Genomic DNA, 25,083 nt, shown 5'->3' with positions numbered 1-25,083 from the left:
CCGCGCGTCTGCGCCGCGCCGCCCCCGCCGGCGGCACGCGCCGGCTGACTCGCCGGCTTCTTCGTCTTCCATTCGCCCCGTTGTCTGCACGTGCGTGCGTCATGACGCACGGCACGTTGCCGCGCGCGGATGGAACGTTTCGATCCGTTCGACAGGTGGATTCACATGGTTTCGTTCAAACGCGCGCTTGCCGCGCATGGCGCGACGTCGCTCTTCGTACTGCTGTGGAGCAGCGGCGCGATCTTCGCTGAACTCGGTTTGCGGCACGCCTCCGCGTTCGCCTTTCTCACTGCCCGTTTCGCGCTCGCCTCATTCGTGCTGCTCGTGCTGGCCTTCATGCGCAAACGCTGGCTGCCGCCGCGCGGCGAGCGGCGCATGGCCGCGCTGACCGGATTGCTGATGATGGGCGGCTATTCGATCTTCTATCTGCTCGCGCTCGAGCGCGGCATCGCGCCCGGCGTGCTCGCGACGATCCTCGGCGTGCAGCCGATCCTCACGCTCGCGATCGTCGAGCGGCGCTGGCAGCCGGCGCGCATCGCGGGGCTCGCGCTGTCGCTCGCGGGCCTCGCGCTCGTCGTCGGTCGCGGCGTGAGCGGCGGGACGGGCGGCCTGTCGGCGGCCGGCATCGCGTGCGCGCTCACGGCGCTCGTCGCGCTGACCGTCGGCTCGCTGCTGCAAAAGCGCGTGCGCGCGGCGCCCGCCGACGTGCTGCCGATGCAGAACGCGATCGGCCTCGCGCTGTGCGTCGCGATCGTGCCGTTCCGGCCGGTGTCGTTCGAGCTGAACTGGGCGTTCGTCGTGCCGCTGCTTTGGCTCGGCATCGTGATTTCGGTGATCGCGCAACTGCTGTTCTACCGATTGATGCAGCGCGGCGATCTCGTGAACGTGACGAGCCTGTTCTATCTCGTGCCGGTCGTCACCACGCTGATGGATGCCGCGTGGCTCGGCAACCGGCCCGAGCCGCTCGCGCTCGCCGGCATGGGCGCGATCATCGCCGGGCTCGCGCTCGTGTTCCGCGCGCCGGCCGGCCGCCCGCAACCCGACCGCGCGTGAGCGGGCCGGCCGCCGCGCCCGCGGGTGCGGCGGCCCGTATCGGACACATACGACGATTCCGCGAAAATCGAAAGGAATGGGAAAGATGCGTGCAAGGCGTTCGTCTTGTTCGCACGAAAAATGCGGGATTCCCGGGGCTTTCCGCTGATTTTTAATGGTTCGGATAGCGAAAAACGCCGCCGGTTGCCTATACTCGAATGGACCGGCCTGCTCGTAACGGGCCGGACCAACTAGAAACACCCGGCATGGGGCCGGGGTGAGCGCACGCGTGCCGGCTTCGGCCGATATCCCGCGGGGATGGAGCCGCCAAGGCACGCACTGAAGCGCTCACTTCGGCCGACACTGGAGACACGCATGACGACCTACTTCACGATCGGCGACTTCATCCTGTTGATTCCGATGGCGCTGGCCGGAGCGCTATTTCTCGGCGCGGTGCCGTGCGCCACCCAGTTCCGTCACAACCTGCTGCGCGTACTCGGCGTCATTCTCGGCGTCGGCGTCGCGGTATTGCTCGTTGAAGGCCTGCCCGCGCTGATCTAGCGCCACCGCCGTGCGCGACACACCTCGCTGCACGGCAGCGAGGTGACGCACTGCCTGCGCGTCGACGATACGGCGCGCGATGTTTCGCATGCCGTATCGACTTCCGGTCAGATCGCCTGATCGGTGGACGGCTTTTCCCACAGATTGATGCCGCCTTCCGTCGCGTAGCGATCGATCTCCGCGAGCTCCTCCGCCGAGAATTCGAGGTTCTTCAACGCGCCGACGTTCTCGCGCACCTGCTCCATCCGGCTCGCGCCGATCAGCGCGGACGTCACGCGGCCGTCACGCAGCACCCACGCCAGCGCCATCTGCGCGAGGCTCTGCCCGCGCCGTTCGGCGATCGCGTTGAGCTTGCGTACATGCTCGAGGTTGTCCGCGCTCAGGTGCTCCTGCTTCAGCGAGCCGCCGCCCGGCTTGTTCACGCGCGCGTCGGCCGGCACGCCGTTCAGATACTTCGACGTGAGCAAGCCCTGCGCGAGCGGCGTGAACGCGATGCTGCCCGCGCCGACGTCGTCGAGCGTGCCGAGCAGGTCGCGCTCGATCCAGCGGTTCAGCAGGTTGTACGACGGCTGGTGAATCAGCAGCGGCACCTTGTACTGCGCGAGCAGGTCGGCCATCTCGCGCGTCTTCGCGGCCGAATACGACGAGATGCCGATGTAGAGCGCCTTGCCCTGCTGCACGGCCGACGCCAGCGCGCCCGCCGTTTCCTCGAGCGGCGTATGCGCGTCGAAACGGTGCGAATAGAAGATGTCGACGTAGTCGAGCCCCATCCGCTGCAGGCTCTGATCGAGGCTCGCGAGCACGTACTTGCGCGACCCGCCGCCGCTGCCGTACGGGCCCGGCCACATGTCCCAGCCGGCCTTCGTCGAGATCAGCAGCTCGTCGCGATACGGCCGGAAATCCTCCTTCAGCAGCCGGCCGAAATTGGTTTCGGCGCTGCCGTACGGCGGCCCGTAGTTGTTCGCGAGGTCGAAATGGTTGATGCCGAGATCGAACGCGGTGCGCAGGATCTCGCGCTGCGTCGAGATCGGCGTCGAATCGCCGAAGTTGTGCCACAGGCCGAGCGACAGGGCGGGCAGTTTGAGCCCGGATTTGCCGCAGGTACGGTATTGCATGTCGGCATAACGTTCGGAAGCTGCTTCGTAGGCCATGAGTCTGTTCCGTCAGGACATCGGGGGAAGGGACGCGCGCCGGCCGCGCCGATGGCGCGACGGCGGCGAAGGAGTCATACGACGACTATGGTAGCGAAAGCGGCCGAATCGCGCACGGCGGCACGGCGATGGACGCGACCGCGGCGCTCGCCTACACTGCGGCGTCTCGAATCACCGTTTCAGCGAGGTTGGTATGTCCCGGGCCATCTCGGTTGCACTGCTCGTCGGCGGCATCGTGCTGCTGTATTTCGGCGGCCAGTCGTTCCATTCGATCAACGACAACGTGTCGCGCTTCTTCACCGGCTCGCCCGCGACGAAGACGATCCTGCTGATCGTCGGCGGCGCCGTCGCGTCGTTCATCGGCCTGATCGGCCTCGCGATGCCGGGCGGCAAGCGCTGATCGCGACGCATCCGCGGCTCGCGTCACGCGCGGGGGCCGCGCCACACGAAACGGGCGGCCAGGCCGCCCGTCGTTTCATCCGCCCGCGATGCGCCGCATCGCGTGGCCGCGGCGGCTTCACCGGCCGCCAGATCCGCGCCTAGAACTGCACTTCCGGCTTCGACGCCGAGCGCGTGCCGGGCACCGGCCGGTTGCTCGCGCCATGGTACGTGTACACGAGCGAGAACTTCACCTGGTCGGAACGGTTCTGCCCGGCCGAATGCAGCGTGTTGCAGTGGAAGAACACGACGTCGCCCGTCTGCAGCGACGGGCACGTGGCCGCGTCGATCATCCTGCGATTTTCCGGCAGATCGCCGCGGAAGAACTTCGCGTCATCGAACGCTTCCGGCCCGAATTCGGCCGTATGCGAGCCGGGCACCAGCCACAACGCGCCGTTCTCGTTGGTTTCCGGCCCGAGCGCGAGCCACACCGACACCATGTCCGGGCGCTCGAACGCCCAGTAGCGGAAATCGCGATGCCAGCCGGTCAGGCTGCCGTACGCCGGGTGCTTCGTCATCATGCAGTTGTGATGCGCGCGCGACAGCACCGGTTGCTCACCGAAATACTCGCGCATCCACGCGCCGATTTCGGGCGCGATCGCACGCTCGGCGAATGCCGGATCGCGCGCGTACGCATCGAGCAGGCGCCGCACCGTATGCCCGCCCGGCGCATGCTTCGACTCGGGCGCGCCCGGGTAGCGCAGGTCGGCCTCGAATTCGATCGGCTCGGCGGCCTCCCGCAACTGGCGCTCCGCGATCTGCCTGAGCGTCGCGCACTGCGCTTCGCCGACGAGGCCGCGCGCGACGACGAAGCCGCGCTCGCGCAATTCCGCGACTTGCGCGCGGATCGATTCCGACTGCAATGGAGACGACATGGGATGCCAGACGTTTATTGTGTGAATGTGACGATTGTAAATCGGCGCCGGATACCGCGAACAGCGCCATTGTCGTGCGCAGGGGCATGCCAATCGCGGATTTGATCCAGCGCAAGGGAACTGTGCGACGCGGCACCTGCCTGAGCGACAGGCGGTATGCGGCACACGCGTTGCGGCACAAGGGTTTATCGCGACTTTTGCCCGTCACGAATCCCCTGTAGCCTGACGCGGCCTGTCAATTCTGGCGGGCGCGGCGCGCAACGGGTTTCGGTAAGATCCGTTGCGTCATCCGAGGCCGTTCATACCAGTGCGCTCTGCAGGGCGCCATCCATACAAGCGAAGCATCGTTCACATGCCATTCCGTCTGACTTCCCGTTTCAACCGCGCCGCGAAGCGCGTCGTGCCGTCCGCTCCCGCCCGCCCGCTGCGCCACCACCGCGCACGCACGCAGGCGCTGGCCGAACGTACGCACCCGCACAGCCGGCTGGACGGCATCCGTGCGTGGTTTCACGCGTTTTTCTCGATGATGAGCACGCAGGCGTTCGCGCGCCGCGCCGGCCTGCGCTCGCTGCTGCAGAAGCCGTCGTCGCTGCGCGCGCTCGCGCTGCGCCGCAAGCTCGGCCCGCAGCGCCGCATCAACCGCCCGCGTCGCCTCGCGGCCAGCAACGGCTGGTTCGGGTTCGGCGCGCGCTGAGAATGTACCTGGCCGGCGTCGTCCGCCCCGATCGGCCGCCATTGCTTCGGCGATCGAACCCATAAAAAAACCCCGGCTTGGCCGGGGTTTTTCATTTCAGGCGAGCGACGCTCACGCGACGCGTGCGGTCGGCTCCACGCCGGCCGCTTCGGCCAGCGCGAGCGCCTTGTCGGTCGCTTCCCACGAGAACTCCGGCTCTTCGCGGCCGAAGTGACCGTAAGCCGCGGTCTTCTCGTAGATCGGGCGCAGCAGGTCGAGCATCTTGATGATGCCCTTCGGACGCAGGTCGAAATGCTCGCGCACGAGCTTCGTGATCACCGCATCCGACACGCGGCCCGTGCCGAACGTGTTGACCATCACCGAGGTCGGCTCGGCCACGCCGATCGCGTACGACACCTGGATCAGCGCGCGCGACGCGAGGCCGGCGGCGACGATATTCTTCGCGACGTAGCGGCCCGCATACGCGGCCGAACGGTCGACCTTCGACGGATCCTTGCCCGAGAACGCGCCGCCGCCGTGCGGTGCGGCACCGCCGTAGGTGTCGACGATGATCTTGCGGCCGGTCAGGCCGCAATCGCCCTGCGGGCCGCCGATCACGAACCGGCCGGTCGGGTTCACGAGGAACTTGATGTCGCCCTTGATCAGCTCGGCGGGCAGCGTCGGCTTGATGATTTCCTCGATCACCGCTTCGCGCAGCGCGGGCAGCTCGATGTCCGGTGCGTGCTGCGTGGACAGCACGACGGTGTCGATCGAATCGGGCTTGCCGTCGACGTAGCGGACGGTGACCTGCGACTTCGCGTCCGGACGCAGCCATTGCAGGCGGCCGTCGCGGCGCAGGCTGGCCTGGCGCTCGACGAGGCGGTGCGACAGGTAGATCGGCAGCGGCATCAGTTCCGGGGTTTCGTCGCACGCATAGCCGAACATCAGGCCCTGGTCGCCCGCGCCTTGATCGAGGTTGTCGTCGTGTGCACGATCGACGCCCTGCGCGATGTCCGGCGATTGCTTGTCGTATGCGACGAGCACCGCGCAACCCTTGTAGTCGATGCCGTAGTCGGTGTTGTCGTAGCCGATGCGCTTGATCGTATCGCGCGCGATCTGGATGTAATCGATGTTGGCCGTCGTGGTGATTTCACCGGCCAACACGACGAGACCCGTGTTGCACAGCGTTTCCGCCGCGACGCGGGAGTATTTGTCCTGCTCGAGGATGGCGTCGAGAATCGCGTCCGAGATTTGGTCCGCGACCTTGTCCGGATGGCCTTCGGAGACGGATTCGGACGTGAAGAGATAATCGTTTGCCACTTTTTCAGGCTCCTGTGTGGTTACGGTTGGTTTCACGTAGCCAGCTTCGTTGGGCCTGAAGCGGCGACGCTTTAGCGGATTACCAGGACCGGGCAGCGTGTGTCGCGCCAGCCGGCTTCGCCCCGCAAGTTGTCAGTTAACTCGGCGAAGCCCGTATTATAGCGGCTTTCCTGAATTGTCACAGAGCGCCGCCCGTGCTGCATCTTCCGCTGTCTTACCACCCTGTTCGCAACGTGCCGGCCAGCCGGCCCCACGGAGATTCCGCATGCTAGGCCGCCTCGGCACGCACCTCGCCATCGGCTTGCTGAAGCTGCTCGCGCTACTGCCGTACGGTCTGACCGCACGGTTCGGCGATGGCCTCGGCTGGCTGCTGTATCAGATCCCCAGCCGGCGAAAGCGCATCGTACATACGAATCTGAAACTCTGCTTCCCCGACTGGAGCGACGAGCGGCGCGAGGACGTGGCGGGCCGGCATTTCCGCCATGCGATCCGCAGCTACGTCGAGCGCAGCGTGCAGTGGTTCGGCTCGGAGAAGAAGCTCGCGAAGCTGATCCAGGTCGACAGCGCGGTCGATCTCACCGATCCGGACCTGCCGCCGACGCTGTTCCTCGGTCTGCACTTCGTCGGCATCGAAGCCGGTTCGATCTGGCTGAACCGGTCGCTGCACCGCCGCTGCGGATCGCTGTACCAGCCGTTCTCGAACGCGGTGCTCGAGGAGGAGGCGAAGAAGGCGCGCGGGCGCTTCGACGCCGAGATGGTCGGCCGCGCGGACAGCGCGCGCGTCGTGCTGCGCTGGCTGCGCGACCGCAAGCCGGTGATGCTCGGCGCCGACATGGACTACGGGCTGCGCAACTCGACGTTCGTCCCGTTCTTCGGCGTGCCGGCGTGCACGCTGACGGCCGTCGGCCGGCTCGCGAAGACGGGCCGTGCGCAGGTCGTGCCGTTCATCGGCGAGGTGTTGCCGAACTACAAGGGCTACCGTCTGAAGGTATTCAAGCCGTGGGATCACTACCCGACCGGCGACGACGATCTCGACGCGCGGCGGATGAACGCATTCCTCGAGGAACAGATTCCGCTGATGCCCGAGCAGTACTACTGGGTGCACAAGCGCTTCAAGACGCGCCCGCCCGGCGAGCCGAGCCTGTACTGACCCTGCCGCGAGACGTTCGCGGGCGCGCCGTCATGCGCGTGCCCGCGCCCTCGCCACCTTCGGCGCGCCCTTGGCGCGCGCGCGCCAGAGATCGTAGGCCGACTGCTGCGCGAGCCACAGATCGGCCCTTCCCCCGTTTTCCTCGCCGAGCCACGCTTCGAGGCGCAACGCCATTTCCGGCGAGATGCCGGCATGGCCGTGCAGGATCCGCGACAGTGCGGCACGCGTCACGCCGAGTTGCGACGCGGCCTCGGTGACGGTCAGGCCGAGCGCCGGCAGCACGTCGTCGCGCAGCGTTTCGCCCGGATGGGGCGGATTGAAGATGCGGGTCATGGCTTGAATCACCTTAGTGGTAGTCCTGGTAATCGACCAGAACGACGTCGGGGCCGTCGAATCGGAACGTCAGCCGCCAGTTGCCGTTGACGCCGACTGCGTAATGTCCGCCCAGCGCGCCGGCGAGGCCGTGAAAACGCCAGCCGGGCACATTCATGTCGTGCGGCGCGCCTGCGACGTCGAGACGCGCCAGCATGCGCCGCAGCCTGGGCGCATGATCGGGCCGAATGCCCGCCTTGCTCCCGGTGACGAAAAACGCTTCCAGTCCCTTGTGTACCCATGACTTGATCATGGACCTCCCACACTCGAGCGCGACGTCGACAGCATGGCCCGAATGTGTATAGCCAAACTATACGAATCACTTGATTTCCTCGTCAATCTGACCAGTACGAAAACGTTCGTCCGGGTCACCTCACACCTTCGTCGTGCGTGCGAGCACGCATCGCCGGTCCCGCCACCGTTGCGCGCGCCACACCACGCCAATTTGTCTCCTCGCCACGTACCCGACCAGTCGGCCCATCGACATATGCCGCCCACCCGGTCCGCAGGCGCGACCCGGAGCACCGTCCCGGCGCAGGACGCCCCTGTCGGCTGCATGTATCATTTGCGGTTGAGATCGGCACGACGAACGAGGCCGCCCGGCATGGCAGCCGGCCGTCCGTGTCGTGCCGACCGCCTTGTTCGCCATGGAATTCCGGACCCAGTGAAACTCTCGTTCACCAAGATGCACGGCGCGGGCAACGACTTCGTCGTGCTCGACGGCTATTCGCGCGCGCTGCCGCCGCTCACCGAAGCGCAGGTGCGCGCGCTCGCCAACCGCCACTTCGGTATCGGCGCCGATCAGTTGCTGCTCGTCGAGAAACCGACCGTCGAAGGCGCGGATTTCAAGTACCGGATCTTCAATTGCGACGGCGGCGAGGTCGAGCACTGCGGCAACGGCGCACGCTGCTTCGTGAAGTTCGTCAGCGACCGCGGCCTGACCGACAAGCGCAGCGTGCGCGTGCAGGTCATGAAGGGCCTGATCACGCTGACGCTGCAGGAGAACGGCGAAGTCGTCGTCGACATGGGCGCGCCCGTGTTCGCGCCCGCGCAAGTGCCGTTCGAGGCGTCGGGCCTCGACGGCCGCACGGAAGGCAACGACACGCTGTGGCCGCTCGACGTCGGCGGCGCGACGCGCTGGATCTCGACGGTGTCGATGGGCAATCCGCACGCGGTGCAGGTCGTCGCCGACGTCGAAGCGTATCCGGTGCTGGAAGAAGGCCCGCTGATCGAGCGCCATGCGCGCTTCCCGCAGCGCGTGAACGCCGGCTTCATGCAGATCGTGTCGCGCCACGAGGTGAAGCTGCGCGTGTACGAGCGCGGCGCGGGCGAGACGCTCGCGTGCGGCACCGGCGCGTGCGCGGCGGTCGCGGCCGGTATCCGGCGCGGCCTGCTCGATTCGCCCGTGACCGTGCACACGCACGGCGGCACGCTGACGATCGGCTGGGACGGCGCGCGCGACGAAACCGCCGCGCTGATGATGGCCGGCCCCGCCACGACCGTGTTCGAAGGCGAGATCGACCTGAACGCCTGACCCTGCAACGTCCCTGATAACTGAACGCTCCAGCCACATGAACGATCGCGAAGTCGCCGACTACCTGCTCGCCAATCCCGAATTCTTCGCGCAGCACGCCGAACTGCTCGCGACGATCCGTCTCGCGAACCCGCACGGCAAGGCCGCGATCTCGCTGCAGGAGCGGCAGATGGAAATGCTGCGCGACAAGAACAAGCATCTCGAACGCCGGCTCGCCGAGCTCGTGCGCTACGGCCACGAGAACGACAGCCTGTCCGCGAAGTTCAGCCGCTGGACCGCGCGCGTGATCGCGGAACGCGATCCGTATGCGCTGCCGCGCACGATCGCCGACGGCATCGCCGACGTGTTCGACGTGCCGCAAACCGCGCTGCGCGTGTGGGACGTGGCCGACACCTACGCGCAAGCCGATTTCGCCCGCCAGGTCGGCGAGGAAGTGCGCCTGTTCACGAACGGGCTGTCGACGCCGTACTGCGGCGCGAACACGGGCTTCGAGGCCGCCCAGTGGCTCGCGCCCGCGCGCGCCGCCGCGAGCGCGGCGGAAGGCGCCGAAGCCGCGCCGGCCGGCGACGGCTCGGCCGCGTCGGTCGCGCTGCTCGCGCTGCGTGCGCCGCTCGCCGGCAACGATGCACCCGCGTTCGGCCTGCTGGTCCTCGGTTCGCCCGATCCGCGCCGCTTCCACGACGGGATGGCCACCGACTTCCTCGCGCAGATCGCGACGCTCGCAAGCGCCGCGCTCACGCGCCTGCTGCCGCACTGATCCGCCGCACGCGATGACCGACGATCCGATCGCCGCCTACCTGTCGAACCTGAAGCACGTCAGGCAACTGTCGGAACACACGCTGCGCGCATACACGCACGAGCTCGACGAACTGAGGAAGCTTGCCGCCGGCCGGCCGCTCGAAGCATTGACCGCCGCCGACATGCGCGGCGCGGTCGCGCGCGCGCATGCGGGCGGGCTGTCCGCGCGCTCGATCTCGCACCGGCTGTCCGCCTGGCGCGCGTTCTACCGCTGGCTCGCGCAACGCATCGAGATGCCCGCGAACCCGGTCGCCGCGGTACGCGCGCCGAAGCGCCCGAAAACCCTGCCGAAGGCGCTGTCGGTCGACGACGCATCCGCGCTGATGGACGCGCCGCTCGCCGACACGACCGAAGGCATCCGCGATCACGCGATCCTCGAGCTGTTCTATTCGTCGGGGCTGCGCCTCGCCGAATTGATCGGGCTCGACGTCCGGTACACGCAGGCCGACGGCTACCGCTCGGCCGGCTGGCTCGATCTCGCCGAGGCCGAAGTCACCGTGCGCGGCAAGGGCAACAAGGAGCGCAAGGTGCCGGTCGGCCGCAAGGCGATCGACGCGCTGAACGCGTGGCTCGCGGTGCGCGGCGAGTTCGTGAAGCACGATCCGCATCCGCTGTTCGTGTCGGTGCGCGGCAACCGGATGTCGCCGGGCGTGGTGCGCGAGCGCGTGAAGCGCGCGGCGCTCGCCGCCGGCATCCCCGCCAACGTCCACCCGCACGTGTTGCGCCACTCGTTCGCGACGCACGTGCTGCAGTCGAGCGGCGACCTGCGCGCGGTGCAGGAACTGCTCGGCCACGCGAGCGTCGCCGCGACGCAGGTCTATACGTCGCTCGACTTCCAGCATCTCGCGAAGATTTACGACAGCGCGCATCCGCGCGCGAAGAAGCGCGACTGACGCGCGTCCCGTGTTACCCGCCGCGCGCGGCGGCCGGCACCGGCCGGCGTCGCGCCCGGCCCCTTTCGATCTCACCATGCAAACCGTCACCCTCAAGCCGTCCAAGGAAAAATCGCTGCTGCGCCGCCATCCGTGGATCTACGCCAATGCGATCGACCGCGTCGACGGCAAGCCCGCGCCCGGCGCGACCGTGCTCGTGCGCGCGCACGACGGCCGCTTCCTCGCGCGCGGCGCGTACAGCCCGCAGTCGCAGATCCGCGTGCGGGTGTGGAGCTTCGACGAGCACGAGCCGATCGATCACGCGTTCTTCAAGCGCCGCGTGCAGCGCGCGGTCGCGCACCGCACGACGATGGTGTCGGGCACGGGCGCGGTGCGGCTCGTGTTCGGCGAGGCCGACGGGCTGCCCGGGCTGATCGTCGATTACTACGTCGCGGACACCGCCGAAGCCGGCGCCGCGCCGCGCGGCCAGCTCGTCTGCCAGTTCATGGCCGCGGGCGTCGAAGCGTGGAAGGACGCGATCGTCGCGGCGCTCACCGGCGCGACCGGCTGCCCGAACGTGTACGAGCGCTCGGACGTGTCGATCCGCGACAAGGAAGGGCTCGAACAGACGACGGGCGTGCTGGCCGGCGACGCGCCGCCCGCGACGCTGATCGCGAACGAAAACGGCGTGCGCTACCACGTCGACGTGCCGAACGGCCACAAGACGGGCTTCTACGTCGACCAGCGCGACAACCGCGCGCTCGTCGCGCAGTACGCGGCCGACCGCGACGTGCTGAACTGCTTCTGCTACACGGGCGGCTTCTCGCTCGCGGCGCTCAAGGGCGGCGCGAAACGCGTCGTGTCGATCGATTCGTCGGGCGACGCGCTCGCGCTCGCGCAGCAGAACGTCGTGGCCAACGGCTTCGACGCCGGGCGCGCGACCTGGCTCGACGCCGATGCGTTCAAGACGCTGCGCCGCCTCGTCGACGAAGGCGAGCGTTTCGACCTGATCGTGCTCGATCCGCCGAAGTTCGCGCCGACGCGCGACAGCGTCGATCGCGCGGCGCGCGCGTACAAGGACATCAACCTGAGCGGCTTCAGGCTGCTGCGTCCGGGCGGCCTGCTGTTCACGTACTCGTGCTCGGGCGCGATCGACATGGACCTGTTCCAGAAGATCGTCGCCGGCGCGGCCGCCGACGCGAAGGTCGACGCGCGCATCCTGAAGCGACTCGGCGCGGGCGTCGATCATCCGCTGCTCGCCGCGTTCCCGGAAGGCGAATATCTGAAGGGCCTGCTGTTGCAAATCGTCTGATCGCCCCGATCTTGGCGGACACCTGGTCCGCCGGCCCCGCCCGTCGGGCCGACGCTTGCCCCTGTCGTCCGGACGACGGGCGGGGGCTTGACAGGTATGTTTCAATGGATGGTTGTGCGCCCCGGCTCGCAGCGCGAGGGCGCGACGCACATCCTGGTTTTGACCCCGATTCACGAACCACAGGCGACCGACATGGCCACTCCCGTCACCATCCTTACCGGCTTCCTCGGCAGCGGCAAGACGACGCTGCTCAAGCGCATCCTGAACGAACAGCACGGCATGAAGATCGCCGTGATCGAGAACGAGTTCGGCGAAGAGAACATCGACAACGAAATCCTCGTGCAGGATTCGAACGAGCAGATCATCCAGATGAGCAACGGCTGCATCTGCTGCACGATCCGCGGCGACCTCGCCCGCGCGCTCGGCGATCTGGCCGCGAAGAAACGCGAAGGCAAGCTCGACTTCGACCGCATCGTGATCGAGACGACCGGCCTCGCGAACCCGGGCCCCGTCGCGCAGACCTTCTTCATCGACAGCGAGATCGCCGACGATTTCCTGCTCGACGCGATCATCACGCTGGTCGACGCGAAGCACGCGAACGCGCAGCTCGACGAACACGAAGTGGTGCAGCGCCAGGTCGGTTTCGCCGACCGCCTGTTCATCACGAAGTCGGACCTGGTCGACGACCAGACCGTCGCCGGCCTCAAGCACCGCCTGATGCACATGAACCCGAAGGCCGCGATCAAGGTCGTGAATTTCGGCGAGGCGGACATCAAGGAAATCTTCGACCTGCGCGGCTTCAACCTGAATGCGAAGCTCGAGATCGATCCCGATTTCCTCGCCGAGGACGATCACGCGCACGACCACCACGATCACGGCCATGATCACGATCACGCGAATTGCGACCACGATCACGGCCAATGCGCGCACGATCACGACCACGGCCACCACCATCACCACCACGCGCACCACGACGACAAGATCAAATCGTTCGTGTACCGCAACGACCGCCCGTTCGATCCGAACAAGCTGGAAGACTTCCTCGGCGGCATCCTGCAGATCTACGGCGAGCGGATGCTGCGCTACAAGGGCGTGCTGTACATGAAGGGCGTCGACCGCAAGGTCGTGTTCCAGGGCGTGCACCAGATGATGGGCAGCGACCTCGCGGCGAAGTGGCTGCCGGTCGAGAAGAAGACCAACAAGATGGTGTTCATCGGCGTCGACCTGCCGCAGGACCTGATCACCGACGGCCTCGACGCCTGCCTCGCCTGACCCGCGCAGGCGCCCGCCGCGCCCTTGCTGCCCGGCCGCCCGCGAGGCGGCGGGGGGCCGCCGCGCGACGCCTTTGCCGGGCAGGGTTTCGCCGTCATCGCTTTTTCGCGATTTGCGCGTTATATTTTCTAGATATTGGCGCAGCCGACGGGGATCGACCCGATACGGCGCCCGCTTGCGATTCAGTTACAATACGTGCCCGCTGGAGTACGGCAACAAACAGGCCCGGTTCTTGCTGAACCAGTTTTCCGGGCATCGCAACCGCGCCGGATCGCCAATCCGCCTCCCGGCCGCGGCCGATGCGATGTGCCGCGCAGCACACCGGTTCGCAGCGCGCGCAAATCTGCGCCAGGCCTATCCTGGTATTTGAGAACCGGTTTTCCAGAGGCTTTCGGCCCCGCGGCGGCAAATCGCAAATGATTGCAAGCGCGGTTGCGGGTAATCCCAAAGTGCAGGCAATATCTGTTGATTTGCCGCACATTGAAGAAGCAAGCAGATGACGAAGAAACTCTTGACCGAAGCCGAAATCCTGAAGATGAGCGACAAGGATTACATGAATGAGGATCAGCTCGCCTTCTTCAAAAATCGGCTCGAACAGTTGCAGGCGGACATCCTCAAGAATGCAGGCCAGACGACCGAGAACCTGCGCGAGACGGTGATCGTCCCCGATCCCGCCGACCGCGCGACGATCGAGGAAGAGCACGCGCTCGAGCTGCGCACGCGCGATCGCGAACGCAAGCTCCTCAAGAAGGTTCAGCAGTCGCTCGCCCGCATCGATTCCGGCGATTACGGCTGGTGTGAGGAAACGGGCGAGCCGATCGGCATTCCGCGCCTGCTCGCGCGTCCGACCGCCACGCTGTCGCTCGAGGCGCAGGAGCGCCGCGAGCTGCGCCAGAAGCTGTTCGGCGACTGATCGAGCGGCATTCCGCTCCGACACACGCTGCTTCCCGAAAGCGCGCGGCCTGCCGCGCGCTTTTTGTTTTCCGGCACCGGTTCAGGGCCTGTTCCCCTGATAACGGGCTTGCGCCGGCCGATTTGCCTCCCCCTCTTGATATCCCGGCGCCCGCCCTAAAATGAAACGGACGCGCGCCGGGCCGCTCCCTGGCGCACTGCGGATTCACGCGGCGGCGCGTCGCGCCGCCCGACTCTTCCCCGTTTTTCTCAAGGAACGCAGATGGAGCAATTTCACGGCACGACCATCGTTTCGGTCCGGCGCGGCGACAAGGTCGCGCTCGGCGGCGACGGCCAGGTAACCCTCGGCAACATCGTCATGAAGGGTGGCGCGCGGAAAGTGCGGCGGATCTACAACAACCAGGTACTGGTCGGATTCGCGGGCGGCACCGCCGATGCGTTCTCGCTGCTCGACCGCTTCGAGGCGAAGCTCGAGAAGCACCAGGGCAACCTGACCCGCGCGGCCGTCGAGCTCGCGAAGGACTGGCGCACCGACCGGATGCTGCGCCGCCTCGAGGCGATGCTGATCACGGCCGATGCGAACACCACGCTCGTCATCACCGGCAACGGCGACGTGCTCGATCCGGAAGGCGGCATCTGCGCGATCGGCTCGGGCGGCGCGTACGCGCAGGCAGCGGCCCGCGCGCTCGTCGAGAACACCGAACTGTCACCGCGCGAGATCGTCGAGAAGTCGCTCGGGATCGCCGGCGACATGTGCATCTACACGAACCACAACCGCATCATCGAAACGATCGAGTAAGGACCGCCCCATGAGCACCATGACCCCTGCCGAGATCGTCTCGGAACTCGACAAGCACATCATCGGCCAGAACAAGGCGAAGAAGGCCGTCGCCGTCGCGCTGCGCAACCGCTGGCGCCGCCAGCAGGTCGCCGATCCGCTGCGCACGGAAATCACCCCGAAGAACATCCTGATGATCGGGCCGACGGGCGTCGGCAAGACCGAAATCGCGCGCCGCCTCGCGAAGCTCGCCGATGCGCCGTTCATCAAGATCGAGGCGACCAAGTTCACCGAAGTCGGCTACGTCGGCCGCGACGTCGACAGCATCGTGCGCGACCTCATGGAGACGTCGGTCAAGCAGACGCGCGAGACCGAAATGCGCAAGGTGCGCAGCAAGGCCACCGACCAGGCGGAAGACCGCATCCTCGACATCCTGCTGCCGCAACCGCGCGCGGTGGGTTTCGGCGGCAATGCCGATCACGCCAACGACGACAACAACGCGACGCGCCAGACCTTCCGCAAGCGCCTGCGCGAAGGCCAGCTCGACGACAAGGAAGTCGAGCTCGACCTCGAGCAGCCGTCGGTCGGCATGGACATCATGGCGCCGCCGGGCATGGAAGAGATGACCGAGCAGATCCGCTCGATGTTCTCGAACCTCGGCAGCGGCAAGAAGCAGCGCCGCAAGGTGAAGATCAAGGAAGCACTGAAGCTGCTGACCGACGAGGAAGCGGCGAAGATGCTGAACGAAGAGGAAGTGAAGACGAAGGCCGTGCAGAACGTCGAGCAGAACGGCATCGTGTTCCTCGACGAGATCGACAAGATCACGTCGCGCAACAACGAAGGCAGCGGCGGCGAAGTGTCGCGCCAGGGCGTGCAGCGCGACCTGCTGCCGCTCGTCGAAGGCACGACGGTCAACACGAAGTACGGGATGGTGAAGACCGATCACATCCTGTTCATCGCGAGCGGCGCGTTCCACCTCGCGAAGCCGAGCGACCTGATTCCCGAACTGCAAGGCCGCTTCCCGATCCGCGTCGAGCTCGATTCGCTGTCGGTGAACGATTTCGAAGCGATCCTCGTCGCGACCGACGCAAGCCTCGTCAAACAGTACCAGGCGCTGCTCGCGACCGAGGACGTGCAGCTCGAATTCGCCGACGACGGCATCCGGCGCCTCGCCGAGATCGCGTTCGCGGTCAACGAGAAAACCGAGAACATCGGCGCGCGCCGGCTGTACACGGTGATCGAGAAGCTGCTCGAGGAAGTGTCGTTCTCGGCCGGCAACCATGCGGGCGAGCGCGTGACGATCGACGCGAAGTATGTCGATCGCGCGCTCGGCGAAGTGTCGCAGGACGAAGACCTGTCGCGCTACGTGCTGTAACGCGCGCAGTGCGGGACGAGAGACGGGCGGCCCCTTCGGGGGTCGCCCGTTTTCATTGGTGCGCCCGCTTACTGCCGCACCGGCTTCTTCGCGAGCTTGCGCTGCAGCGTGCGGCGGTGCATGTTCAGCGCGCGCGCGGTCGCCGAAATGTTGTTGTTGTTCTCGGCCAGCACGCGCTGGATGTGCTCCCATTCGAGCCGGTCCACCGACAGCACGACCGGATTCTCGAGCGCCTCGTCGGCCTGCACTTCGGTCGCGTTGGTCTGCAGCGCGGCCAGGATCGACTCGACGTTCGCCGGCTTCGCGAGGTAGTTGTCGGCGCCTTCCTTCACGGCCTGCACGGCGGTCGCGATGCTTGCGTAGCCGGTCAGCACCAGGATCCGCGCATCGGGCTGCAGGTCGCACAGCGGCGCGATCAGGCTCAGCCCCGAATCCTCGCCGAGATGCAGGTCGACGGTGATGAACTGGAACTTGCCGCCCGCGGCGAGCCTGAGCGCCGCCTCCTTGTCGTGCGCCTGCTGGACCGCGTAACCGCGGCGCTCGAGGCCGCGCGCGAGCGTGCCCGCGAACACCTCGTTGTCGTCGATCACCAGGAAATTGTTCTCGCTCATGTGGTTTCTCCGTCTACGTGTTGGTTGAGGCCGCCGGCATCGCGACGCGCACGACCGGCAGGCGCAGCACGGCCCGCGTGCCGCGCCCGGCCGCCGCGCCGGCCGGGCGGCTCTCCGGCGTGCCGGCTGGCCGGTCGACTGTACGTGCGCCCGTGCGTTGTCCCGATGCGGCCGCCGCGTGGCCGTTTGCCGCGCCGCCGGCCCGCCCGTTGCCGCTCGCGGCGCGCGGCGCGACATCGGACAGCTCGATCTCGCCGCCGAGCCGCGCGGCCGCGCTGAACGCGAGGTACAGGCCGACGCCGTGCCCGCCCTGCGTGCTGTCGACCGGCATCGCGCCGAGCGATTCGCGCAGCGCGGCCGGAATGCCGGGCCCGTCGTCGCATACTTCGAATTCGATTTCGTCGGCCGTGCCGCCATGCGCGACCTTCGCGGCGAGCGTCACGCGCTGCGGGCTCGCCCGCGCGGCGTTGTCGAGCAGGATCGTCAGGATCTGGCCGGCCGCGACGGTATCGTCGAGCGCGACGCCGGCCGGGCGCGCACCGAGCAGCTCGAACTGCACGTGCGGATGCCGCAGGCGCCAGTGCTCGACGAACGTGTCGAGCCAGTCGTCCACCGGCTGGCGGCTCGCCGGCGCGCTCGCGCGGCTGCGCAGGCGCGCGAGCGCCGACGTGCAGAGCGTCATCTGTTCCTCGAGCACCTTCAGGTCGGCCTCGTAGCGCGCGAGCCCCGGATCGGCGCGCGCCGCATCGCGCAACTCCTCGGCGAGCATCGCGATCGTCGACAGCGGCGTGCCCATTTCATGTGCGACGGTGGCGGCCTGCACGCCGAGCGCAACCGCCCGCTCGTCGCGCAGCAGGTGCTGCTGCGCCTCGCCGAGCGCCGCGTCGCGCTGGCGCAGCGCATTCGACATGCGCGCGACGAACCACGCGATCAGCCCGACGCTGACCATGAAGTTCGCCCACATGCCGGTACGGTAGTAGTCGAACAGGTTCGCCGGATTGTCCATGTTGAGCGGCACCGAGTCGAAGCCGAGCGCCGCGTAGCAGGCCACCGCGAACGCCGCGAGCCAGATCATCAGGTGCCACGGCAGCACGGCCGCGGCGATCGCGAGCGACGGCAGGTACAGCGACACGAACGGATTGGTCGTGCCGCCCGACAGGAACAGCAGCGCGGACAGCGCGCCGAGGTCGACCCACAGCTGGCCGAGCAGCTCGAAATTGGTCTCGGGCCGCGCGCGCAGCACGCGCACCCAGGTCAGCGCGTTGAAAACGATTTCGAGTGCGATGACCATCAGCATCGCCGGCAACGGCAGGTGCACGCCGAAATAGGTCTGCACGACGCCGATCGTCACGAGCTGGCCGATGATCGCGAGATTGCGCAGCCAGAACAGGTGGCTGAGGTTGACGCGTCCGGTGGTGGTGATTCGTTGCATCCAAGCAGTTTACCCGTTTAGCGGGCGGCGCCTCCACGGGGCCGGATCGGGAAGGACGAATGGACGGTCGGACGGCCCGGCGCGGCGTCCGGCTGCACGAGCGAGCGCCGTCAGCCAGGCGCCGCCGCCATGCGCCGCGCGATCTCGTCGGCGAGGCATTCCGGGCAGAGGCAGCGCGCGCGGGCTGCCGGTGCCGTGTCGCCCGGCAAGACCGGCATCGCAGCGCACCAGCAGTCGAACGGCTGCGTGTGCGCGCCGCAGTCGAAACCGCGCCCGCAGTGCGGACAACGCGCACGGCGCGGGGCCGAACGGGCGTCGGCGGCGGAATCGGTCATGGTCGAGGTGCGGAAGCGGGCGCGAACGTCACCCTACGCGACTAGCATAGCGCGGCCGACGGATTTTGCACGTCGGCCGTCCGGCCGACGGCTGCCGCCAACCCCGCCTGATGCGCCGGGCGGGGCCCCGTCCCGCGCGCCGCCGCGGCAGCGGGAGCCTTGGCCGGCGGGCCGCCGCGCGCGCCGTCCGACCTGCGCGACCCACCGTCCGACCAGCCCAAAAACCGATGCTGCGCTGCGCCACTCCTGTACAATTCGGCCTGTTTCAACCGTTCCCAGCCAGAGCCGCCGCCATGTCAGAGCCCATCGACCTCTCGCAGATCGCCCCCACGCTGAAAGCAGAAATCCTCGCGGAGGCGCTGCCGTACATCCGCCGCTACCACGGAAAGACCGTGGTCATCAAATACGGCGGCAACGCGATGACGGAAGAGCGGCTCAAGCAGGGCTTCGCGCGCGACGTGATCCTGCTGAAACTGGTCGGCATCAACCCGGTGATCGTCCACGGCGGCGGTCCGCAGATCGATCACGCGCTGAAGAAGATCGGCAAGGCCGGCACCTTCATCCAGGGCATGCGCGTCACCGACGAAGAGACGATGGAAGTCGTCGAATGGGTGCTGGGCGGCGAAGTGCAGCAGGACATCGTGATGCTGATCAACCACTTCGGCGGTCACGCGGTGGGCCTCACGGGCAAGGACGGCGGCCTGATCCATGCGCGCAAGCTGCTGATGCCGGATCGCGACAACCCGGGCCAGTACATCGACATCGGCCAGGTCGGCGAAGTCGAGGCGATCAACCCGGCAGTCGTGAAGGCGCTGCAGGACGACGCGTTCATTCCGGTGATCTCGCCGATCGGCTTCGGCGAGGACGGCCTGTCGTACAACATCAACGCAGACCTCGTCGCGGGCAAGCTGGCCACGGTGCTGAACGCCGAGAAGCTGCTGATGATGACCAACATCCCCGGCGTGATGGACAAGGACGGCAACCTGCTGACCGACCTGTCCGCACGCGAGATCGACGCGCTGTTCGAGGACGGCACGATCTCGGGCGGCATGCTGCCGAAGATTTCGTCGGCGCTCGACGCCGCGAAGAGCGGCGTGAAGTCGGTACACATCGTCGACGGCCGCATCGAGCACTCGGTGCTGCTGGAAATCCTGACCGAGCAGCCGTTCGGCACGATGATCCGCTCGCATTGAGCGCGCGCCGCCCGCCTGCCAGCCCCGGCCTGCCGGCGTCGCTGCGGCGCCGGCGCATCTCCCGCAGCCGGCCGCGCGCAGGCACGCCCGTGTGGCTGTTCGATCTCGACAATACGCTGCACCACGCGTCGCACGCGATCTTTCCCGAGATCAATCGTGCGATGACGCAATACATCATCGACGCGCTGCAGGTCGAGCGCGCCGAAGCCGACCGGCTGCGCATCGGCTACACCGAGCGCTACGGCGCCGCGCTGCTCGGCCTCACGCGCCATCATCCGATCGATCCTCACGATTTCCTGCGCGTGGTCCACACGTTTTCCGACCTGCCCGCGATGGTGCGCGCCGAGCGCGGCCTCGCGCGCATCGTCGCCGCGCTGCCGGGCCGCAAGCTGATCCTGACCAACGCGCCGGAAAACTATGCGCGCGCGGTGCTGCGCGAGCTGGGCATCGAGCGGCTGTTCGAGCGCGTGATCGCGATCGAGCACATGCGCGACCGTCGCACGTGGCGCGCGAAGCCCGACCCTGCGATGCTGCGCCGGACGCTGCGAGCCGCGCATGCGCGGCTCGCCGACGCGATCCTCGTCGAGGATACGCGCGGCCACCTGAAGCGCTACAAGCGTCTGGGCATCGGTACCGTATGGATCACCGGCCACCTGCCCGGTCATCTGCCGGCAACCGGACGCCCTCATTATGTCGACCAGCGCATTCGTTCGTTAAAATCGCTGCGACTGGGCACACGATCGGGGCGACAGAAATGCAGCCGACTTACCCGCAGGACCAAGCCGTAACGGAAGGCCAGGCCACACCCTCTCGCCCGCGTCCGAAGCCGGGCGAGCGGCGCGTGATGATCCTGCAGACGCTCGCCGCGATGCTCGAGGCCCCGAAACCCGAGAAAATCACGACCGCCGCGCTCGCGGCCCGGCTCGACGTGTCCGAAGCCGCGCTGTACCGGCACTTCACCAGCAAGGCGAAGATGTACGAAGGGCTGATCGAGTTCATCGAGCAGGCGCTCTTCGGGCTCGTCAACCAGATCGTCGCGAAGGAGCCGAACGGCGTGCTGCAGGCGCGCACGATCGCGCTGACGATGCTCAATTTCGCCGCGAAGAACCCGGGCATGACGCGCGTGCTGACCGGCGAGGCGCTGGTCGGCGAGGACGAGCGGCTGACCGAGCGCGTGAACCAGTTGCTCGACCGCATCGAGGCGACGGTCAAGCAATGCCTGCGGGTCGCGCGCACCGAGGCGAATGCGCCGCACGAGAGCGCGGCGCCGTTCGTGCTGCCGGCCGACTACGATCCCGGCGCCCGCGCGAGCCTGCTCGTCAGCTACGTGATCGGCCGGTGGCATCGGTTCGCGAAGGGTGGGTTTCAGAAACCGCCGGGCGAGCAGGCGGATGCGCATTTGCGGTTGATTCTGCAGTGAACGCCGCTTGATGGCACACCCCGCCGCGCGCCGAAATCCACGCTTCACAATTTCCGCTATACTTTGCCGACTTGCCGCCCCTGGCGGCAGGTCGGAAGCGCGCCGATTTGCTGACTCGATTGCGGGCGCGCGAACCGGCCGGGGTTTGATGCGTCGATGCGTCGCTCCCCCGGTGGGTTCACTACAAATGCGGCTAAAGAGGTCGTCAGCCGCGCACCTTCGCCTCCGCGCATCGCCGACACCGTTTAGCCGCCCAGTCATAAGGCGGAACGAATGGAATCGATCGGCATCGTCGCTCCACAGACCATGCACTTCGCCGAACCGCTGCGCTTGCAAAGCGGCAGCGTGCTCGGCAACTATCAGCTCGTCGTCGAGACGTACGGCGAACTCAACGCCGCGCGCTCGAACGCGGTGCTCGTCTGCCACGCGCTGAACGCGTCGCACCACGTCGCCGGCGTCTATGCGGACGATCCGCGCAGCACCGGCTGGTGGGACAACATGGTCGGCCCGGGCAAGCCGCTCGACACCAACCGCTTCTTCGTGATCGGCGTGAACAACCTCGGGTCGTGCTTCGGCTCGACGGGCCCGATGAGCGTCGATCCGTCGACCGGCAAGCCGTACGGCGCCAAGTTCCCGGTGGTCACCGTCGAGGACTGGGTGCACGCCCAGGCGCGCGTCGCCGACGCGTTCGGCATCGAGCGCTTCGCGGCCGTGATGGGCGGCAGCCTCGGCGGGATGCAGGCGCTTGCATGGAGCCTGATGTATCCCGAGCGCGTCGCGCACTGCATCGACATCGCGTCGACGCCGAAGCTGTCCGCGCAGAACATCGCGTTCAACGAGGTCGCGCGCTCGGCGATCCTGTCCGATCCCGATTTCCACGGCGGCGACTATTACGCGCACAACGTCAAGCCGAAGCGCGGCCTGCGCGTGGCGCGGATGATCGGTCACATCACGTACCTGTCCGACGACGACATGGCCGAGAAATTCGGCCGGGCGCTGCGCCGCGCGGACGGCGCGCTCGACGCGTACAACTTCAGCTTCGACGTCGAGTTCGAGGTCGAGTCGTACCTGCGCTACCAGGGCGACAAGTTCGCCGACTACTTCGACGCGAACACCTACCTGCTGATCACGCGCGCGCTCGACTACTTCGATCCGGCCAAGGCGTTCGACGGCAACCTGACGGCCGCGCTCGCGCATACGCAGGCGAAGTACCTGATCGCGAGCTTCTCGACCGACTGGCGCTTCGCGCCCGCGCGCTCGCGCGAGATCGTGAAGGCGCTGCTCGACAACAAGCGCACGGTCAGCTACGCGGAAATCGATGCGCCGCACGGCCATGATGCGTTCCTGCTGGACGACGCGCGCTATCACAACCTGATCCGCGCGTATTACGAACGAATCGCCATCGAGGTGGGAGCATGAACCAGCAAGCGCTGAATTCCCTGTCCGCGCGCGCGGACTTCCGCACGATCGCACGCTGGGTCGAGCCGCGCTCGAGCGTGCTCGACCTCGGCTGCGGCGACGGCTCGCTGCTCGCGCTGCTGATGGAAGAACTGGACGTGACCGGCTACGGGATCGAGCTGAACGACGCGGGCGTGCTCGCGAGCGCGAAAAACGGCATCAACGTGATCCAGCAGAACCTCGAGGACGGCCTGCGCCTGTTCGAGGATCACAGCTTCGACATCGCGATCCTGTCGCAGACGCTTCAGACGATCCACCAGACCGCCGCGATCCTGCGCGAAACCGCGCGCGTCGGGCGCGAATGCATCGTGTCGTTCCCGAACTTCGGCTACTGGGCGCACCGGCTGTCGGTGCTGCGCGGCCGGATGCCGGTGTCGAAGTCGCTGCCTTATCAGTGGCACAACACGCCGAACGTGCGGGTGCTGACGATCAAGGATTTCGAGGCGCTCGCGCCCGAAGTCGGCGTCACGATCCTCGACCGCGTCGTGCTGCACGAAGGCCAGCCGATTCGATGGGGAGCGAACTGGCGTGGTAGTCTTGCTGTCTATCGCGTCAAGCGCAGCTGAGCCGGGGAGCCGTTGACGGAAGATCCGGCCCGCCCACGCGCGCGGCCGCCCCACCTTCGCCGGCCGCGCCGCCCGCGCTGCCGCCGCCTTCAGTCAACGCTACCCAGTTCCAGTCCATGTCGAAAACGCCACACGAGGCGCCCGCACTCACCGCTCACGAGGATCACCCCGGCTGGCGCGCCTATCTGAACAAGCACATGCTGATCTGCGTGTTCCTGGGCTTCACGTCGGGTCTGCCCCTGTTCACGCTCGTCTACCTCGTGCAGGCATGGCTGCGCTCCGAGGGCGTGAACCTGAAGGAGATCGGCCTGTTCGCGCTGATCCAGTTCCCGTACACGTGGAAGTTCCTGTGGGCGCCGCTGATGGACCGCTACATCCCGCGGCTGCCCGGCTGGCGGCCGGGCCGCCGGCGCGGCTGGCTGCTGCTCACGCAGGTGCTGGTCGCCGGCGCGATCGCCGCGCTCGGCTTCGTGTCGCCGCGCGACTCGATCTGGACGGTCGCCGCGCTCACGACGCTCGTCGCGTTCTTCGGCGCGAGCGCCGACATCGTGATCGACGCGTACCGCCGCGAACTGCTGCGCGACACCGAGCAGGGCCTCGGCAACGCGGTGCACGTGAACGCGTACAAGCTTGCCGCGCTGATTCCCGGCTCGCTGGCGCTGATCCTGTCCGACCACATGCCGTGGGACGCCGTGTTCGCGATCACCGGCGCATTCATGCTGCCGGGCATCCTGATGACGCTCGTCGTGCGCGAGCCGGAAGTGGCGGGCGCGCCGCCGCGCAACCTGCGCGACGCGATCGTGCTGCCGTTTCGCGAATTCATCCAGCGCGACGGCTGGGCCGGCGCGCTGCTCGTCGTCGCGTTCATCTTCCTGTTCAAGATCGGCGACACGATGGCCACCACGCTGTCGACGTCGTTCTTCCTCGACATCGGCTTCACGCGCACCGAAATCGGCATCGTCGCGAAGACCACCGCGCTCGTCGCGAGCGTCGCCGGCGGCATCATCGGCGGCATCTGGCTCGTGAAGATCGGCATCGGCCGCGGGCTGTGGATCTTCGGCGCGCTGCAGATGGTGTCGACGCTCGGCTTCGCATGGCTCGCGCAGCTCGGCCCCGGCTCGCCCGTGCTCGCGATGCTGTACGACTTCACCGTGTCGACCAGCCACGCGATCGCGGCCGCGCTGTCGGTGTTCGGCATCGCCGTCACGCCGCAATTCAGCCCGATGACGGTCGCGCTCGCGATCGTCTACGGCTTCGAAACCTTCACGACCGGGCTGACGATGGCCGCGTTCGTCGCATACATCGCGAGCACGACCGATCCGCGCTACACGGCCACGCAGTTCGCGCTGTTCACGAGCCTGGCCTCCGTGCCGCGCACGCTCGCGTCGGCGGCGAGCGGCTTCATCGTCGCGAAGATCGGCTGGTTCGACTACTTCATCGTGTGCACCGCGCTCGCGATTCCCGGCATGCTGCTGCTGTTCAGGATCGCGCCGTGGAACGGTGCCGCGCGCAACGGCGAGGCGAGCCGTGCGCGGTAACCGCCTGCGCCGTCTCGCACGCGTGGCGGCCGCGTTGGGCGTCGGCGCCGCGGCGCTCGCCGCGCACGCGAGCGACACCGGCGCGACGGCCGCGGGCTCCGCGCC

At 67.5% G+C, this 25,083-nt stretch carries 27 protein-coding genes; 19 read left to right on the top strand and 8 right to left on the bottom strand.

What is annotated here, in order from left to right:
* Positions 1–165 precede the first annotated feature (165 nt).
* Together LGM42_RS30730 and LGM42_RS30725 are read left to right on the top strand one after the other, a co-directional pair.
* Positions 166–1,053: a DMT family transporter gene (locus LGM42_RS30730; RefSeq protein WP_226234221.1), complete on the top strand. Its 888-nt coding sequence runs from the start codon at positions 166–168 to the stop codon at positions 1,051–1,053.
* Between the two features lie 354 nt (positions 1,054–1,407).
* The gene (locus tag LGM42_RS30725) at positions 1,408–1,593 is read left to right on the top strand and encodes a hypothetical protein (protein WP_006482800.1); all 186 of its coding nucleotides are present in this window, start codon (positions 1,408–1,410) and stop codon (positions 1,591–1,593) included.
* A gap of 107 nt (positions 1,594–1,700) precedes the next feature.
* Here the strand turns inward: LGM42_RS30725 and mgrA are convergent, their stop codons facing one another.
* The gene (gene mgrA, locus LGM42_RS30720) at positions 1,701–2,744 is read right to left on the bottom strand and encodes an L-glyceraldehyde 3-phosphate reductase (protein ID WP_226234220.1); all 1,044 of its coding nucleotides are present in this window, start codon (positions 2,742–2,744) and stop codon (positions 1,701–1,703) included.
* A 193-nt stretch (positions 2,745–2,937) separates the two neighbouring features.
* On the opposite strand from mgrA, the gene LGM42_RS30715 reads away from it, so the two are divergent.
* Entirely contained in the window at positions 2,938–3,144 is a 207-nt protein-coding gene (locus tag LGM42_RS30715; RefSeq protein WP_226234219.1) for a DUF3185 family protein, read from the top strand.
* A gap of 139 nt (positions 3,145–3,283) precedes the next feature.
* On the opposite strand, the gene LGM42_RS30710 is transcribed toward LGM42_RS30715, so the two are convergent.
* Entirely contained in the window at positions 3,284–4,057 is a 774-nt protein-coding gene (locus LGM42_RS30710; RefSeq protein ID WP_059583986.1) for a phytanoyl-CoA dioxygenase family protein, read from the bottom strand.
* A gap of 352 nt (positions 4,058–4,409) precedes the next feature.
* On the opposite strand from LGM42_RS30710, the gene LGM42_RS30705 reads away from it, so the two are divergent.
* The gene (locus tag LGM42_RS30705; RefSeq protein WP_059583988.1) at positions 4,410–4,751 is read left to right on the top strand and encodes a hypothetical protein; all 342 of its coding nucleotides are present in this window, start codon (positions 4,410–4,412) and stop codon (positions 4,749–4,751) included.
* 111 nt (positions 4,752–4,862) lie between these two features.
* Here LGM42_RS30705 and metK read toward each other — a convergent pair whose 3' ends face one another.
* Complete coding sequence (gene metK / locus LGM42_RS30700) at positions 4,863–6,050, bottom strand: methionine adenosyltransferase (RefSeq protein ID WP_011546455.1); 1,188 nt, start codon at positions 6,048–6,050, stop codon at positions 4,863–4,865.
* A 265-nt stretch (positions 6,051–6,315) separates the two neighbouring features.
* On the opposite strand from metK, the gene lpxL reads away from it, so the two are divergent.
* Complete coding sequence (lpxL, locus tag LGM42_RS30695) at positions 6,316–7,200, top strand: lauroyl acyltransferase LpxL (RefSeq protein WP_059583990.1); 885 nt, start codon at positions 6,316–6,318, stop codon at positions 7,198–7,200.
* A 30-nt stretch (positions 7,201–7,230) separates the two neighbouring features.
* On the opposite strand, the gene LGM42_RS30690 is transcribed toward lpxL, so the two are convergent.
* Positions 7,231–7,533 (bottom strand): HigA family addiction module antitoxin, encoded by a 303-nt coding sequence (locus LGM42_RS30690; protein WP_059583991.1) that lies wholly within the window; start codon positions 7,531–7,533, stop codon positions 7,231–7,233.
* Between the two features lie 13 nt (positions 7,534–7,546).
* Positions 7,547–7,825: a type II toxin-antitoxin system RelE/ParE family toxin gene (locus LGM42_RS30685; RefSeq protein WP_060312246.1), complete on the bottom strand. Its 279-nt coding sequence runs from the start codon at positions 7,823–7,825 to the stop codon at positions 7,547–7,549.
* Between the two features lie 411 nt (positions 7,826–8,236).
* On the opposite strand from LGM42_RS30685, the gene dapF reads away from it, so the two are divergent.
* From dapF to hslU, 8 genes are all read left to right on the top strand, one after another.
* Positions 8,237–9,106, top strand: a complete 870-nt coding sequence (gene dapF, locus LGM42_RS30680) for a diaminopimelate epimerase (protein WP_226234218.1) — start codon at positions 8,237–8,239, stop codon at positions 9,104–9,106.
* A 37-nt stretch (positions 9,107–9,143) separates the two neighbouring features.
* Positions 9,144–9,863 carry a DUF484 family protein gene (locus tag LGM42_RS30675; RefSeq protein WP_059583995.1) on the top strand — a complete coding sequence of 240 codons (720 nt, stop codon included), beginning with the start codon at positions 9,144–9,146 and terminating at the stop codon, positions 9,861–9,863.
* Positions 9,864–9,876: 13 nt separating this feature from the next.
* On the top strand, positions 9,877–10,797 hold the full coding sequence (xerC, locus tag LGM42_RS30670; protein ID WP_226234217.1) for a tyrosine recombinase XerC: 921 nt from the start codon (positions 9,877–9,879) through the stop codon (positions 10,795–10,797).
* A 76-nt stretch (positions 10,798–10,873) separates the two neighbouring features.
* Complete coding sequence (locus tag LGM42_RS30665) at positions 10,874–12,088, top strand: class I SAM-dependent rRNA methyltransferase (protein WP_226234216.1); 1,215 nt, start codon at positions 10,874–10,876, stop codon at positions 12,086–12,088.
* A 96-nt stretch (positions 12,089–12,184) separates the two neighbouring features.
* Complete coding sequence (locus LGM42_RS30660) at positions 12,185–13,360, top strand: CobW family GTP-binding protein (RefSeq protein WP_226225974.1); 1,176 nt, start codon at positions 12,185–12,187, stop codon at positions 13,358–13,360.
* A gap of 496 nt (positions 13,361–13,856) precedes the next feature.
* Positions 13,857–14,273, top strand: coding sequence for an RNA polymerase-binding protein DksA (gene dksA, locus LGM42_RS30655; RefSeq protein WP_006477498.1), 417 nt, complete (start codon positions 13,857–13,859; stop codon positions 14,271–14,273).
* A 261-nt stretch (positions 14,274–14,534) separates the two neighbouring features.
* Positions 14,535–15,071, top strand: a complete 537-nt coding sequence (gene hslV, locus LGM42_RS30650) for an ATP-dependent protease subunit HslV (RefSeq protein ID WP_059583998.1) — start codon at positions 14,535–14,537, stop codon at positions 15,069–15,071.
* A gap of 10 nt (positions 15,072–15,081) precedes the next feature.
* The gene (hslU, locus tag LGM42_RS30645) at positions 15,082–16,425 is read left to right on the top strand and encodes an ATP-dependent protease ATPase subunit HslU (RefSeq protein ID WP_059584000.1); all 1,344 of its coding nucleotides are present in this window, start codon (positions 15,082–15,084) and stop codon (positions 16,423–16,425) included.
* A gap of 68 nt (positions 16,426–16,493) precedes the next feature.
* On the opposite strand, the gene LGM42_RS30640 is transcribed toward hslU, so the two are convergent.
* The 3 genes from LGM42_RS30640 to LGM42_RS30630 all read right to left on the bottom strand — a co-directional run bounded on the left by LGM42_RS30640 (position 16,494) and on the right by LGM42_RS30630 (position 18,803).
* The gene (locus tag LGM42_RS30640; protein WP_021156278.1) at positions 16,494–17,036 is read right to left on the bottom strand and encodes a response regulator transcription factor; all 543 of its coding nucleotides are present in this window, start codon (positions 17,034–17,036) and stop codon (positions 16,494–16,496) included.
* A gap of 13 nt (positions 17,037–17,049) precedes the next feature.
* The gene (locus LGM42_RS30635) at positions 17,050–18,468 is read right to left on the bottom strand and encodes an ATP-binding protein (protein ID WP_059642554.1); all 1,419 of its coding nucleotides are present in this window, start codon (positions 18,466–18,468) and stop codon (positions 17,050–17,052) included.
* A 110-nt stretch (positions 18,469–18,578) separates the two neighbouring features.
* Entirely contained in the window at positions 18,579–18,803 is a 225-nt protein-coding gene (locus LGM42_RS30630) for a cysteine-rich CWC family protein (RefSeq protein ID WP_059584003.1), read from the bottom strand.
* 293 nt (positions 18,804–19,096) lie between these two features.
* Here LGM42_RS30630 and argB point away from each other — a divergent pair, with 293 nt between their 5' ends.
* The 6 genes from argB (at position 19,097) to LGM42_RS30600 (ending at position 24,978) form a co-directional block, all read left to right on the top strand.
* The gene (gene argB / locus LGM42_RS30625) at positions 19,097–19,996 is read left to right on the top strand and encodes an acetylglutamate kinase (RefSeq protein WP_006490510.1); all 900 of its coding nucleotides are present in this window, start codon (positions 19,097–19,099) and stop codon (positions 19,994–19,996) included.
* Positions 19,993–20,784, top strand: a complete 792-nt coding sequence (locus LGM42_RS30620) for a pyrimidine 5'-nucleotidase (RefSeq protein ID WP_059584005.1) — start codon at positions 19,993–19,995, stop codon at positions 20,782–20,784. Before argB ends, LGM42_RS30620 begins: the two co-directional genes overlap by 4 nt.
* Positions 20,751–21,416, top strand: a complete 666-nt coding sequence (slmA, locus tag LGM42_RS30615) for a nucleoid occlusion factor SlmA (protein WP_060312254.1) — start codon at positions 20,751–20,753, stop codon at positions 21,414–21,416. Before LGM42_RS30620 ends, slmA begins: the two co-directional genes overlap by 34 nt.
* A gap of 273 nt (positions 21,417–21,689) precedes the next feature.
* Entirely contained in the window at positions 21,690–22,835 is a 1,146-nt protein-coding gene (metX, locus tag LGM42_RS30610; protein WP_059573629.1) for a homoserine O-succinyltransferase MetX, read from the top strand.
* Positions 22,832–23,440, top strand: coding sequence for a methionine biosynthesis protein MetW (gene metW, locus LGM42_RS30605; protein WP_059573628.1), 609 nt, complete (start codon positions 22,832–22,834; stop codon positions 23,438–23,440). Before metX ends, metW begins: the two co-directional genes overlap by 4 nt.
* Before the next feature lie 116 nt (positions 23,441–23,556).
* A complete protein-coding gene (locus LGM42_RS30600; RefSeq protein ID WP_059573627.1) occupies positions 23,557–24,978 on the top strand; it encodes an AmpG family muropeptide MFS transporter in 1,422 nt (473 codons plus the stop codon).
* Positions 24,979–25,083: the final 105 nt, after the last annotated feature.

Origin of the sequence: Burkholderia sp. AU39826 (assembly GCF_020419965.1) — a bacterium.
In the GTDB taxonomy this organism is placed as follows: domain Bacteria; phylum Pseudomonadota; class Gammaproteobacteria; order Burkholderiales; family Burkholderiaceae; genus Burkholderia; species Burkholderia semiarida.
The sequence above is the reverse complement of the archived record's forward strand: the minus strand, read 5'-3'. Positions and strand labels throughout refer to the sequence as shown.